This is a genomic window from Acinetobacter tibetensis, from assembly GCF_023824315.1.
Taxonomy (GTDB): Bacteria; Pseudomonadota; Gammaproteobacteria; order Pseudomonadales; family Moraxellaceae; genus Acinetobacter; species Acinetobacter tibetensis.
On sequence record NZ_CP098732.1, the window covers coordinates 840,131 to 854,716 of the forward strand.

The 14,586-nt window shown below is 39.3% G+C and carries 12 protein-coding genes; 4 read left to right on the forward strand and 8 right to left on the reverse strand.

The genetic code is table 11. The annotated features are described in order from the left end of the window. Positions 1-2: 2 nt before the first annotated feature. The 4 genes from M5E07_RS04010 to yccS all read right to left on the reverse strand — a co-directional run bounded on the left by M5E07_RS04010 (position 3) and on the right by yccS (position 6,594). Entirely contained in the window at positions 3-788 is a 786-nt protein-coding gene (locus M5E07_RS04010) for a YdcF family protein (RefSeq protein ID WP_252222192.1), read from the reverse strand. A 133-nt stretch (positions 789-921) separates the two neighbouring features. After that, positions 922-3,537 carry a PepSY domain-containing protein gene (locus tag M5E07_RS04015; RefSeq protein WP_252222195.1) on the reverse strand — a complete coding sequence of 872 codons (2,616 nt, stop codon included), beginning with the start codon at positions 3,535-3,537 and terminating at the stop codon, positions 922-924. Between the two features lie 161 nt (positions 3,538-3,698). Further along, the gene (locus M5E07_RS04020; protein ID WP_116760326.1) at positions 3,699-4,259 is read right to left on the reverse strand and encodes a 6TM ABC transporter family protein; all 561 of its coding nucleotides are present in this window, start codon (positions 4,257-4,259) and stop codon (positions 3,699-3,701) included. A 160-nt stretch (positions 4,260-4,419) separates the two neighbouring features. Then, entirely contained in the window at positions 4,420-6,594 is a 2,175-nt protein-coding gene (gene yccS, locus M5E07_RS04025; RefSeq protein ID WP_116760328.1) for a YccS family putative transporter, read from the reverse strand. A 140-nt stretch (positions 6,595-6,734) separates the two neighbouring features. Between yccS and M5E07_RS04030 the strand changes: the two genes are divergently transcribed. Continuing rightward, positions 6,735-7,952 (forward strand): multidrug effflux MFS transporter, encoded by a 1,218-nt coding sequence (locus M5E07_RS04030; protein ID WP_252222198.1) that lies wholly within the window; start codon positions 6,735-6,737, stop codon positions 7,950-7,952. A gap of 72 nt (positions 7,953-8,024) precedes the next feature. Here M5E07_RS04030 and M5E07_RS04035 read toward each other — a convergent pair whose 3' ends face one another. Beyond that, entirely contained in the window at positions 8,025-8,582 is a 558-nt protein-coding gene (locus tag M5E07_RS04035; RefSeq protein ID WP_252222203.1) for a hypothetical protein, read from the reverse strand. A gap of 245 nt (positions 8,583-8,827) precedes the next feature. Between M5E07_RS04035 and M5E07_RS04040 the strand changes: the two genes are divergently transcribed. Together M5E07_RS04040 and M5E07_RS04045 are read left to right on the forward strand one after the other, a co-directional pair. Beyond that, complete coding sequence (locus M5E07_RS04040) at positions 8,828-10,327, forward strand: cation:proton antiporter (protein ID WP_252222208.1); 1,500 nt, start codon at positions 8,828-8,830, stop codon at positions 10,325-10,327. Between the two features lie 29 nt (positions 10,328-10,356). Next, positions 10,357-10,701, forward strand: coding sequence for an MGMT family protein (locus M5E07_RS04045; protein WP_252222211.1), 345 nt, complete (start codon positions 10,357-10,359; stop codon positions 10,699-10,701). Between the two features lie 54 nt (positions 10,702-10,755). Here the strand turns inward: M5E07_RS04045 and M5E07_RS04050 are convergent, their stop codons facing one another. Further along, a complete protein-coding gene (locus tag M5E07_RS04050) occupies positions 10,756-11,196 on the reverse strand; it encodes a universal stress protein (protein ID WP_116760338.1) in 441 nt (146 codons plus the stop codon). Positions 11,197-11,545: 349 nt separating this feature from the next. On the opposite strand from M5E07_RS04050, the gene M5E07_RS04055 reads away from it, so the two are divergent. Then, entirely contained in the window at positions 11,546-12,994 is a 1,449-nt protein-coding gene (locus M5E07_RS04055) for a KAP family P-loop NTPase fold protein (RefSeq protein ID WP_252222214.1), read from the forward strand. On the opposite strand, the gene M5E07_RS04060 is transcribed toward M5E07_RS04055, so the two are convergent. Together M5E07_RS04060 and greA are read right to left on the reverse strand one after the other, a co-directional pair. Then, on the reverse strand, positions 12,991-13,614 hold the full coding sequence (locus tag M5E07_RS04060; RefSeq protein WP_252222217.1) for a CatB-related O-acetyltransferase: 624 nt from the start codon (positions 13,612-13,614) through the stop codon (positions 12,991-12,993). The genes M5E07_RS04055 and M5E07_RS04060 overlap by 4 nt on opposite strands. 424 nt (positions 13,615-14,038) lie before the next feature. Continuing rightward, complete coding sequence (gene greA / locus M5E07_RS04065; protein WP_116760346.1) at positions 14,039-14,515, reverse strand: transcription elongation factor GreA; 477 nt, start codon at positions 14,513-14,515, stop codon at positions 14,039-14,041. Positions 14,516-14,586 lie beyond the last annotated feature (71 nt).

A 14,586-nucleotide genomic window follows, 5' to 3' on the forward strand; every position in this document is an offset into this window, starting at 1 on the left:
CCTTAAAATTCATTGAAGAGCCAGCCACTACCATAAGCAAAATATTCTCTGAGCCATGAATTATAACGGTTAATCAGAGGTGTAGGGGCGGCTACCGTAATGATATGACGATAGCCTTGTTTACGGGCAATCGCGGCAGCTCTTAGGGTATGAAAATCACTAGTAACGATGGCAATGGGTTCATTCAATTGAATATTGAGCTGAGCAAGAATTGGTTGACTATTTTTTAGATTTAAATCAGTACTGGTACTTTTGTCTTCAAGCCAAATACGGGTAGGGGATATAGAGAATTTTTTCTGCACATACTTAGACATAATTTCTGCTTCAGTGTATTTCTCTCTAAAATCCAAACCGCCCGTCATAATGAGGGGAACGTTGGGTTGTTGTTCTGCCAGTGCAGCAGCCTGATCTAAGCGTTGTGCTAAGGTGGCGGAAGGTTTCCCATTTTCTATGCCACTCCCCAAAACGATAATGGCTTTCACAGGGGCTTGCTGAGTATTGTTTTGAGTTGCTAGATGTAAATAGAGAAAAAAGCAAACTACACTCGTGCTCCAAAGTAGAAAACCTAAGCAGCCCACACGCCAGAGGATATTTCTCAATGGTGTTTTATGAATAGAAATTTGAATTTTAGGGTAGAAAATTGCAAAGATCAGTAGTCCTAATCCAATCAACAACGGCAGTATAGTACCTAAATGAATTTTATTGAGACTGATTAAGTAAGCCCCATCCATAAAGAGTGTAGTTCCAATAAGTACTGCCAATAGTCTTTTTAATAGTGTTGATTGCATAGGTATAGATTGGATTTATATATTTAAGATGAATGGTAACTGAGTTTAAGGCATTGCTGCTTATGATATTGAATTGATCAATAAAAAACCGAGCCTATTTAAGCTCGGTTTTTTGTTTTATGCTACTGCTTTTTTAGTACACATCGCGACGATAGCGACCTTCTTGACGAAGTTGTTCTACAGTACTTTCACCTAGAATATCAATGAGGGCTTGATCGACATCTTGGGCCATTCCCTGAATGCTACCACAGACATAAATGACAGCACCACGATTGAACCAAGAGATCAGCTCTGCTGCTTGATTACGCAGAACATGGTGTACATAGATCTTTTCAGCTTGATCACGTGAGAAGGCTAAATCCAGACGTTCTAACATACCTGTGCTTTGCCACGCTTCAATCGTAGTTTGATAGAAAAAGTCATGTTCTCGTTGCCGTTCACCAAAGATCAGCCAGTTTTGGGTGTAATCTGCACGGACACGCGCATGTAATAGACTCATCAGTCCTGCAATACCTGTCCCATTACCAATACAAATGATTGGGCGATTATCATCAATGAGGTGGAATGACTCATTATTACGAATACGTAGTGCAATCTCTTGACCGATTTCAGTGTGTGCAGTTAACCAACCCGAGCCTAAGCCAAGCTCACCAGTACGATCACTTTGCTGACGTACCACTAAACGTAGTGTTTGCTGTGATGGAATGCTGGCAATCGAATATTCACGCGAAGCCAAAGTGTGTAGTTGCTCAAGCAAATGTTCCATGTTGGCAAAAGGTTCAACATCGGTATTTAGTTGTTTGTCCCATAACGCCTGCTCAATTGAAACGGCTAAGGATTCCACCTGAGTTTGGGGTGCAATTTGATGTTTCGCCATAAATTCAGCAATACGCTTCGCACTATTGCCGGGTTGAATTTCTGCAATATCGCCCGCTTGCCAATGTGCCTCATGCTGGGCTTGGAGTTCGATATTAAATGCCGGTGCACCCAGACTATTAGGGTTTAATAAATCACGTTGGGTTAATGTCCAGCGATCAAATGTTTTATCGATGTGCATGGCTTGTAAATCAAGCTTGCTGCTTTTCGCAAGTGCGTTATTCCAACGCTGTATATCTTCATGGTTGGCATTATCGACTTCTATGGTGTCGAACAGTGCGTGTGCTTGGTTTTGTTTGAGCCAAGCCGCAATGGCATGTCCGAAGCTACAATAACTGTCTGGATATTCTTTAGACCCTAAGGCCAATACTGCAAAATGCACATGGCTTAAATCTATTTGACTATTCAGTATTTTCTTGGCAAAACCTGAAGCAAGATCAGGTGCATCGCCCGTACCGTAGGTACTTGCAACAAACAAGATTTGTTGAGCAGATTGCAGATCTTCTAGAGTCAGTTGTTGCACGGTTTTGACCGTTACAGGCTGGCGAGCTTCTTGTAAACTGGTGGCTGTACGCCAAGCCAGTTGTTCAGCCACACCTGTTTGTGATGCATAAGCAATGAGCCAAGGTTTTGCATTTGGATCTACAGTAATGCCGTGATGGCTTAAGCGAGCTGCTTGAGTTAATTTCTTCTGCTTGCGACGTTTAAGATAGAGCATCCATCCTGTGACAAAGAACAATGGCATTGCAAGTGCGGCAAGCATGGCAAAGAAGTGATACACAGGACCAAAGAAGCTACCACGGTGTACGGGCAGCATACTACTCATGATTTTCTCATTGAGCTTTTTGTCTGCATATAATTCAATATTTTGTATGGTCGCAGTTTGATAGTTATAGACGGCTTTATTTCGTGCTCGTTCATGTTGTGGAGCTGGATCGACAAAACCTAGTTCAACTTGACCATCTGCTTTTTTAGGCAGATTCAAGGTGAGTGTGGAATAGTCATGTCCCAGTTTAGCTTGAACACCTGTCCAAGTTTGTGAAAGTACCGTTTGCATCTGTGCTGGACTCAGCTCAGCGTGGCCTCGATTTTGTATATTGGTATTATGAGAACGACCTTGTGAGGCATCACCACGTTGTTCACCTGATGCTCCACGTGGACCTTGCTCTTTAGGTTTACCGCCTTGCATTTCTGGTTTCGGTTGTTCAACACCCATAACTTTAAACATGCCACTACGCCACCAATCATAAGACCAGTAGAGTCCTGTACATGCCATCAGTAAATAAAATATCACCACCCATGTACCAACAACGGCATGTAAATCCCACAGAAAATTACGACCTTTAAGTTTAGGCTTAACAAATAACCATTGTTTAATAGAGTGTTTTTTGGGCCAGCGTAAATATAATCCACTCAAGACGAAGAAAATCAGCATGAGTGTACAAGCGGCCGTAATTTGTTTACCTACAGGTCCAACAGTCAGATTACGATGCAATTGCTGCACAAACTGGAAAAAACCTTGTCCCTTTATTTCTGGTAGAACTTCAGCAGAGTAGGGGTTGACCATCATGTTATAGCCGCGTCGAGCGCCTTCTTTGACAATATTGACCGTGCTTGAAGCAGTAGGGTCTTTCGCAATTGTGATGCTGTTAATTTGGATATTGGAATCGACGTGCTGAAAATGTAAATAGAGTTCAGCTGGTGTCAGCTTGTCTCGATTTTCAGCCTGCACAACATAGCTATCCGTATTGATCCATTTAAGGATTTGTTGATCATAAGAATAAATAGCGCCAGTTACGCCCATGATGGACAGTATTAATCCAGCGGTAATCCCCATAAACCAATGAATTTGGAAAAATATTTTTTTCAACATGATGGTCAAGTGTTGGAAGTGTGAAAAAATTGACGAAATTATAACTTAAGATTTAGAAGATAATGTGGATTTTGAGGATAATATTTATTCTCATTATCATTTTTAATTTGTTTCGTAAAAAAGCCTTCATATTTCAGAAGGCTTTTTTTGTATTCGGCTGCTTAGATTTTCTTCGCTTCGCCTACAGATTCATTTAGATGTTTGCGAATGGTTTCGAAAGAGAAATTACGCGAGTCCATACGCTTAGGTAAAATATAGGCACCTTGTTGACCTTTCACTTTAAAGTTCAGCAACATAAATTCTGGTGTGTTATACCATTCGTAAATGTCTTTCCAGCCAATTGCACCAACACCTTCTTGCATGCCCATTTGTTGGCGCATCACGAGACCGTGAGGTTGTACGCCCAATTTTACGCCTTTGATTTCCTGTGCAGGAAATTCATTCATTTTGCGTTTAACATACCATTCTAAGCCATAAATACGAATTGCAAGGTATAAAGCCACCCCAACAATTGCCACCCAGCAGAAAATGGTTGAGTAGTTTTTTAATAAGATGATGCCCACAATCGCAAGAGCTACGATGGCACCCATAATCATCCATGCTTTGGTGCTAATTTTATTGGTACTACGCCAAATCACCATCTGAGCATGACGTTGCTCAGCTTCAGAGATTTCGTAGTTCACAGGTTGTAGCGTGTAAGCGTATAAATTTTTTGCGGTCATAGTGAAAAGAGCAAATTTAAAACTGGAGAAAGTTTAGCATTAAATAGTCATGGTTGATACGTTATAAATGCATTGTATTGCGGGGAAATTGCTGCTTTTTTAACAGCAATTTTTTAAATGCCCCGCAAGCCTATTTGTAATGTGTAGAATTTAATATCTTTTATAAAGATGCAAACTCGGTCGCCTGATCGTCACGTTCGTTGCTCAAGTTTTGTTTGAGGTGACTCAATTGCTGTAAGATGCTGAACATTAAAGATAATTGCTGCAAAATAATCAAAGACAATTGATCTTCTTTTTTATCTTGCGTCAGGCGTTGTCGAATGGTTTGCAGCATATTTTGCGTCGTTAAATCAGGCATTTCATCTTTAAGTAATGCCCCTTGAATATCCTCCTGTGCTTGATTCAGCAAATTTAGAATTTCAGGATCTGTGATTTGGGCACGATGTGCGCCAAGTGCAGCGATATAACTCAAGAAGGTATGATTCAGACAAAGAAACTCAAAGGCCTGACTTTTTTGCGTAGGGTCAAAGTCGGGTTCGGTCGCAAGGGTTGAAATAAGGGATGCTACATCAGCATCTGTATTGTGTGCGGCACGTCGGACCACACGATAATTCAAACCATTATTTCGACCTTGTTTATATTGTTGAATCACTTCATTTAAATAGTTACATTGAGCCTGTAAGCTACGTTGAATACTATGCGGCAGACGACGGAATTTCCAATCTGGAAAAATAAAGGTCACTCCTAGCCATGCAAGGGCGCAACCAATCAAGGTATCAATCATTCGTGGTACGGCTGCCGAAAATCCTAAACCATCTAAATTAAAATTAATTAAGGCCAAAATAGTGATAAAGGCAGTCGCTTGCGCATATTGTTTACTGCGTAATTCAAAAAACAACACGCCACTCAAAACTAGCAGCAGTAACTGACCTTCAATTGAAGGAATAAAGTACAGCACCGCTTCACCAATGATAATCCCGATGAGTGTGCCGACGATGCGTAGGCGGAGTCGCCGTTTGGTGGCATTAAAGTTGGGTTGGCAAACAAATAGGGCAGTTAAGATAATCCAGTATCCATATTGAATTTGGGTGACTTGTACAAAAATATAGCTGACCAACAGCACAATGGAGAGTCGAATGGCATGGCGAAATAAGACGGATTCAGGTGTAAGATGCTGTTTGATTCGAATGACAATATCATCCCAACCTTTAAGGTCATCATCCTTCAGTTGGTTTTCAATATGTTTGCTTTTATCAAAAACAATATTTTGTTCAGTTTCCAAGTTACGCAGTTGCGCATCAATGGACTTCAGGTTTTGGTATAGAGAAAACAGGGCATTGATCCAAATCGGATCGTAATGGTTATCGTCGCGTAATTTTTCTAAAGATACCTTTAGATTTTGAAAAGCATGTTTAAAGCGCTTGTTATGTTTATAGTTTTTCCGCAATAAAATGCTTTCACTTAAATCTTTACAGGCTTTACCTTGAATAGACAAGATGCGTTGAAAGCGAAACAGGATATCGCTGTGTTCAAAAACTTTGGTCAGAATTTGATAGTCAATGTGGGCGGAATCTGCACGTTCATGGATATCTTGTGCGACAAAATAATATTGTAAACTACGCCGAGTATCGCGTTGACCACGGTCACCTTTTAAGCGAGTGAGCAGGGCTGTTTTCATTTCGTTAAAAATGCCCACCAATTTGCCATTTTCCAGTGACAAATCAATCATGCTTTGCTGGTAGCTTTGTGGAGTCATATCGACATCAAAAAGATTGGATTTTGCAAACAGGAAATTGCCCAGTGAGGAATAGCATTCGGATAATTTGTCTTGCACCTGACGCACGGGGAATAACAAGAAGCTGATGGTTGAAATTAAGCCATACCATGCGGCGCCTGCAACCAATAGCGAGGGTTGCATATACCATTCTTCAAATAAATGTACGCCCAACATGGAATATACGGAAATGACCAAACAACCATAAGAAATGGTGGCATAGCGGCGCCCCAAAGAGCCCAATAAAATAAAACCAATACAAGAGATGATCAGCCCGATGGCGAACAAAACAGGATGTGGGAAAAGAAAATAAATAGAGGTTGCTGTAACAAAAAAACCGATATAGGTATAAACCAAATTTAAAAGACGCACCGAGAAGCGGTCATCAATGTCACTGAGACCCGCGGCAACAACACCTAAGGTGAGGGGGATGGTTGCCAGTTGATAGTCTAAAAAATAGGGAACAAAAGCAGTCCCTGAGAACGCAATAATCATGCGCACGTTATACATAAAAGAGGTGTTATAAGTGGTTTGCTTCAGACGAGTAAGCCAAGTGTTCAAGTGGTTTCCTTCAAGAGATGTACATCAAACCTTTATGTGAAAAGTAGGTTTGAGTCAGGATTTAATTTCACTTTTTTGATCAAGAAATAATACTATGGAGAGTGTAAGCTTGTCTTGTTTCTTCGTAGTTAAAATTAAATATGAATACTCTGCAATCTCCCGTAAAAAAAACATATTCGACTTCTTGGATCATGTTATTGGCCCTATTAACTGCTTTAGGTCCACTTTCCATTGATATGTATTTACCTGCTTTACCACAGATGGCAAAAGACTTTGGGGTCAGTACCCAAATGGTGGCAAATACTTTACCTGCTTATTTTCTGGGGCTTGCCATAGGGCAGTTAATTTATGGACCTTTGAGTGATCGGATTGGGCGGAAGAAACCACTGTACTTTGGCTTAACTCTATATGTGGTTGCCAGTTTATTGTGTGTGCTTGTAAGTAATGAATGGGCACTCATAGCTGCCAGAGTATTACAAGCACTTGGGGGATGTGTAGGGGTGGTGATTGCACGAGCCGCGATTCGAGACCGTTTAGATATGAATGCCTCTGCGCAGGCTTTTGCCAGTATGATGATTGTGATGGGGGTTGCACCAATTTTGGCACCCACACTGGGAGCATTGGTACTCAGTTATTTTAATTGGCATGCCATTTTTGTTTTTCTGATGATGATTGGTGTGGCTTGCTGGTTATGTATTCATTTCTTCTTTCAGGAAACCTTAGCGCCTGAACGTCGTCTACGTTTAAATTTAACCCAAGTTTTTCAGTTGTATGCGGCTATTTTTCAAGATCGTAGCTTCCGTGTCCCAATGCTTGCAGGCTGTTTCTCGGGTGGTGTGCTGTTTTGTTATATCAGTTCATCCGCAGCTATCCTCATGAATGGCTATGGTCTGAATCAGCAACATTTTGCGATTGCTTTTGGTTCCAATGCTTTTGGTATTATGTTGTTATCGACCCTAAACAAAAAAATGGGTAAACATCTTTCTGTCTTTACCCGTCTGAAAATTGGCGGATTTATTCAGCTTGCAGGTGCCTTAGTGTTAGTGCTTGCAGGTCTGTTGCAACATGCGCCGATTGGACTGGTGTATGCGGGTATGTTCTTGGCGGTTTCAGGGATTGGTTTTACAGGGCCGAATGCCATGGCATTGGCGATGTCAGAACAAGGTGCTCGTGCAGGAACCGCAAGTGCAGTAATGGGCAGCATGCAATTTGCTTGTGGCTTGCTGGGAGGGGTGATTCTGAATTTCTTGGTCTGGACAGACTTAATGAATATGGCGACTTTAATGTTGTGCTTTATTAGTATCGCGATGTTGGCAATCTTTAGTTTATCTCCAGAAAAAGTAATGGCTCAGTCATAGGGCTGAAGCGAAGTAAGACAGCCATCATCATGATTAAAAAAAGATGGCTGTCTTTGAATATGGAGCTATGGGCTATTTACGTAGAAATTGCTTAAAGTTACGTAGAATACGGTAGCTGACATACAACGCAATCAGCGCAAAGATGGCAATCCCGAAGACCACATACTTTAATTGCTGAATGTCTTGTTGGAAGAAATTTTGGATTTGCGCATCGCTATAATTAAAGCGGCTGACTTTCTGAGTTTGGCTGTCATGAAATTGAATATGTTGAATGTAATGCTGCTGTCCAATTTGTTTCAAACCAAGCGAGTCAATTTGACGTCGATGAGTTTGATTTTCAGCATCGATACACAGGTCTTGGGCATAATGCTCACAGCTTATTTTGGCAATAAAGCCTTGGTTGGCGACTAAAATAAAAACGGATTCGTCAGGTTTTTGATTGTTGGTGACCAAGACTAACGGTTTAGCTGTGCTAGATTTCAGCTCAAACTGCTGAGCTTGAGCCAAAGCCTGAGAGGCATTTTTAATTTCTAATGTTTTGACAATACATGTCCAGACCAATGCCAAGGTAATTAAAAAAATACTGGTTGCGAAACACAGGCGAAATACGGTTTTAATGGTCTGGTGCATAAATGAGTCAATATCCTAAAAGTTTAAAGCGCAAAATAGTGGGAGTCATTTGAATAGGGATTCAATCTAAACGCTTTGTTTAATTTTGCACAAGTTTTATGTTAAAAAAATTAACGAAACTAGGAGGCTAGCTTTAAAAGGCGGTACACTAAAAATGTAAAAAACAGTGTTTAATTCAATATTTAGTTTATAAAACATTGAGTTCATTCGCTTGATTTCACCCCTTGGTTAGCATCGGAACTCGCATGGGTAATTTTTTATTTCTTCAAATTTTCACCGTTATTTTTGCCTTATCAATTGCGACCACGATTTTTAACAAGCGAATTTTAGGTTTTCCACAGGCCATAGGCGTTCCTATCGTTTCTGCAATTTTTGTCTTTATTTTGCAGTGGGGAGCTAGTTTACTCAACGGTAATCAGTTTATTACCATCAATATTCATAATATCGAAAATGCTGTACGTCACATCGACTTTTATGACTTTCTGATTAATGGGGTGATTTGTTTTATTTTGACCTCCTCAGCCTTGAAATTCAAAGTGTCCGATTTACGCAGTTATTGGAAGCCAATCAGTATTTTAGCCAGTATCGCATTGGTGTTATGTGCTGTTTTTTTTGGTGTCGTACTCTATGGTTATCAATTTTTGGTTGGGAAGCATGTCGATCTGTTGGTGTTATTGCTTTTGGGCGCGGCTTTAGGTGCGACAGATCCGATTGGGATTAAAGGGGTATTAAGTTCGGTTCGTGCGCCGCATCATTTAATTGTTAAGTTGGAAGGCGAATCCTTATTTAATGATGCAATGTGTATTGCCTTATTCATGACCTTACTCAATGTCTTGCAAGGTGAGCATTTTAGTTTTATTGGTACACTACAAACCTTACTGTATGAAATTGTCGTCGCAATTATTATTGGTTGGGGTTTTGGTCTAGCCATTTTGAGATTGCTTCGTGGCAAACATGAAATGGAATCCCTTATTTTAACTACCGCTTTACTGGCATGCGGATCTTACTTGGTTGCACTGTTTGCACATGCTTCCGCACCAATTGCCTGTGTATTTGGTGGCTTAATTGTCGGAAATCGTTGGAAAGAAATTCTACAAGAACGTGAGATTCGGGAGGTCAATCACTTTTGGCATACCGTTGAGGGAATTATTAACTCCTTCTTATTTACCTTAATTGGTTTAGAACTCTTTATTCTAGATTTAAGCGTGAGTCTGATTTTGGGCGGTATTATTGCCTTTATTATTTTGCATGCATCACGTTTTGCAGCGAATTATCTTGCCTTTGCCTTTTTCCCAAGTTTCCGACACAAAAGTTATAACGGGAGTTTAGCGATTCTTTCTTGGGGTGGGGTACGAGGTGGAATTTCACTGGCTTTAATTCTTGCTGTTGCCAATATTCCACAATTGAGTGAATACAGCAGTATTCTGATTGGATACACCTTTATTAGCGTACTTTTATCGGGATTGGTCTGTGGATTAGGGCTACCTGCCGTGATGAATGCCTTTTATTACAACCCTAATGAAGAAACAGAAGGCTTTAAAGGTTGGTATCAGCGTTTGTGCCATAAGATGAACCGTAAAGGTTTTCAGTATATCGTCGGGGAAGATGCGACTGGCAATGAAACCATCACCATTTATAACCCCGATGCCTTTGTCGATGTAAAAGCAGATGATGGGGTTGCAGCGGTGCATAATCCAGAAAAAGTCCAAGAAGTGAAACGACTGGAGAGCCCAGGTAACTTCTAATTGATCTTCAGCCTAGGAATAAACTCCAAATGCCTATTGCTAAAACATCTTCCCAAGAATTAGCACTGTTAATTCTGCAAGTGGTTGCTTTAATTCCTTATGGAAAAGTTGCAACCTATGGGCAAATTGCCAAGATGGCGGGTTTGCCCAAACATGCCCGTTTAGTTGGGCGTGTACTGCAACAAGTTGAAGATCAGCATTTGCCTTGGCATCGTGTGATTAATTCGCAAGGTAAAATTAGCCTAAGTAAATTGGACGATCAGGGGGATAATCTTCAAATTGTAAAATTACAAGCAGAGAATATTGTTGTGATTGCGGGGAAGATAAATTTAAAGCTCTATCAGTGGAATGGAGAAATTTGTAAAGTTGGTTGAAGGGTCTTACACCCAATGCTGAGTATGAATGTAAGACCAAGTTGATTAATCAAATTATTGACGAACCACCAATACAGGTACACTTGTGTCGCCCAGAATTTTTTGTGCAACACTACCTAAGAAGAATTTTTTTAGCCCTGTACGACCATGTGAGCCAATCACAATTAAATCGGCATTGGTTTCTTTGGCAGCATTAAGAATTTCCTGATGGATCATTTGCCCTTCAAGTAAACGAGTTTCAACAGTTAAGCCTTCAGCACCAAATTTAGCTTTGGCATCTTCAAGTGTACCTTCAATTGATGTACGAGCACGTTCAATCAGATCGTTAGTCTGTGCCGCAGTAATATATTCGGCTGCAATGTAAGGGTCTAAAGCAAGTACTTGCACAACCGTAATTTTACTGCCAAAGACTTTGGCAAGTTCTGCTGCTTGCTTCACTGCTGCAAAAGAGGTTTCTGAACCGTCAACTGGAACTAAAATATTTTGATAAGCCATCTGTATTACTCCTTGTTTTCATTACAATCTTTTCTAAAACTGTTTTATCTGAGAGTTGCGACTCAAAACTATTGTTTATACTTTTATACTAACGCTAATTTTGATTTTATAAAACCTAGTATTTTCATAAGGATAAGGCTTTATAAACCGTCGATTCCATAACTTAACTTAGCATGTTTTTTGTCTAAAAAGTATGCGTTGTTGTACTAAAGTCGGGTAAAAATTGTGATAAAAATGAAACAGCTAAGTTAAAGCATATTTTTATTAGAAATAGGCTTAAATGAGTGAAACTTGGTCAGGTTTGTAAGGCATAGTATGATGTTGCTAACTTATTAATAACAAACAATACATGACTGATCAAACCCAATTAAACTGGAACAGAACAAATTTAGACAATATTGAAACTGCTTGGGAGGGTGACCTTTGGGATCGTAAGCGTCTAGGTATTCAACTGACGAGCTATGTTGATCGTTTGCAGTGTGGAGCTGTACTCACTTTAGATGCCCGTTGGGGTGAAGGGAAAACTTGGTTTGTTCGAAACTGGCAAAAGCACTTAGAAGATGAAAATCATCATGTGATTTATTTAGATGCATTTGCAAATGATTATTTGGATGATCCATTTTTAACTATCGCTGCTGAAATTAGCCAAACATTTAAAAATTCAGACAATATTGATGATGCAGATGTGAATAGTTTTAATGAGAAAACGGCATCTGTCTTAATTTCTTTAGCCGCAATACTTCCTGTAATCGCAGCAAAAGCTGGCTTGCATTGGATTGGTCTTGGTGGTGCAGGTGAGGCAATTCAAGAAGTTTATAAAGATGGTAAAGATATTTATGACTCAGTCAGTGATGAAATTACTGGTAAATTAAAAGAACATATAGAAAAGAAAATTGAAAATCATCACTTAGAGAAAGAGTTGATTCAAGATTTCAAAAGGGAGTTAAATCAATTAGCTGATAAGTTAGAAAAACCATTAGTTTTTATTATTGATGAATTGGATCGTTGCCGTCCTGATTTTGCAATTCGTTTGATTGAAAAAATTAAGCATTTCTTTGATATTCCTAAAATTGTTTTTGTTTTGGTAATGGATAAGACTCAATTTTCAAAGGTTGTTTGTCATAACTATGGTTATGATGAAGAGTCAGGTGAAGAATATTTAGATAAATTTGTGGATTTCACAATTAGACTCAAAAGCACATTAAATGAACCTGACTTTTATGCAGAGGTGATTAAACATTTATTCGTGAATGTGCTTGGCTATAAATATGAGTTGTTAGAAAGTAATAATTTTTATCATGAGTGCAGAGCATATAATCAAGCCACTGGATATTCCAAAAGAGAAATTATAAATTTAATCCATAGGTTTTCATTATTAGTAACAGGAGATGATAAGAAGGACTCTCTAGTTCTAGCAGCTTTATTTTTCAAAAACTCTGAAGATTTATTTAAAGATATTTTTTTAGCCATCCATAATTATACAGATTTTATAATTCGTAAAAATAATAGTGCTTTTGGAGATGTGTGGTATGAAACTGATAGAGAACAAAGATCAAATATTATGCTGAATGTGTGGAGTAATTCATTCGGTGTAACATCATCTATTGTTAACTTTATAAACTTAGTTAAACAAAATATTGGAGATCGTGAGTCATTCATCAGTAGCTCTATATTTACACAGAAAATTGATCAAAAAATATTGTCATTACTTCAAAGTTATTCAATAAATTCTTTGTGTCAATCAAACCAGTTTGATCTTAAATGGTTTCAATATATAGAGTCAGGTATAAAACATTAAGTAAGATTTATATAAGCCTTTAGTATTTCTACATCATCCGTCTGTAACTGCTCACGCATCTTTAAAAACTGCTTTTCATCTAAGTCATAAAGTTTAAGGGCAAGCAGTTTTTGAATATCATCTTCTGGAAAGCGGTATTTAATAATTTTTGCAGGTACACCACCTACAACCGCATAAGGTGGTACATCTTTGGTGACTACAGCACCCGTCGCAACCACAGCACCTTCACCCAGTGTGACCCCTTGCATAATCATGGCACGAGAGCCAATCCAGCAACCATCGCCAATAATAGTATTTCCAGCAGGGACAAAACTACGTGTATCAAAGGGAAAAGCTGAAATCCAGTCGGTACGATGTAGCTGATTCCCACCCATCATAATCACACATTCTGCGCCAAAACAGACGAAGTTGCCGATATAAAGTTGGTCAATCGGTTTTTCAGGAGTTGATGGCTTGTCATGTAAATAGCGTACAACACAACGCTCAAAACCCTGATCCCAATAGGCTGAATAATATGAATAATTACCTTTAATGTGAATATTCGGATTCTTCACGGTCTTTGAGATGAATTCAAATTCACACCAATGTTTGACAGGGGAGTTAATCAAAGGTTCAGACATAAAAGACATCACAAAGCATGAGGATGTGTATTATAGCGGATCATATGGCGTTTCCCTATTGGGTCATTTTGATGTGATTGTTTGTTGTATATCCAGATGACCATGCTGTGCTAACGAAAGAGATTCCAAAATAACCTAAACCCATGTTGGATAGAATTGGGAAAAAGAAAACCGGCAATAGCGGAAATTATGGTCGTCATCAGGATGATCATCACTGAGCTAGTACTGCTGTTAATATACATTGACCATGTGAATGCAAGCATTATTCCAAGGAAAATGCCACCAATTGCGTAGTAGAAAGCTTGGATGATTCTATTGTCCATTATTTGAGTAGTCGTTTTGAATATATGTTTATATTTATCTTAAAAGGTTTTGTACAAAAAAGCCCCTCAGCAGAGGGGCTTGAATCGCTAATTAAATAAAATTAGAGATATTCAACGCTAACAATTTCGTATTCAACTTCGCCATTTGGCGTTTGAATTTTTGCTTCGTCGCCTTCGCTTTTGCCCAAAAGGCCACGTGCGATAGGAGAGTTCACTGAAATTTTATTGATTTTAAAATCAGCTTCGTCATCGCCCACGATCATATAGGTCTTTTGTTCTTCGGTATCTAAGTTTTCGATAGTGACTGTCACCCCAAAAACCACACGACCGTTCTGTTCAAGTTCTTTTACATCGATCACTTGAGCCGCACCCAATTTACCTTCGATGTCTTGAACACGACCTTCACAGAAGCCTTGTTGCTCACGCGCAGCATGGTATTCCGCATTTTCTTTCAAATCCCCGTGCTCACGTGCTTCAGCAATTGCCGCAATAATACGTGGACGTTCAATACTTTTTAATTGATGTAATTCTTTCTCTAAGGCTAATTTGCCTTGGGGAGTCATAGGATAACGTTGCATTGTTGTCCCTCAAGTCTGTGAGTGTAAAAAAATATAGGTTTATAAATGAAAAAAGCCCGCCACCGAGAGGT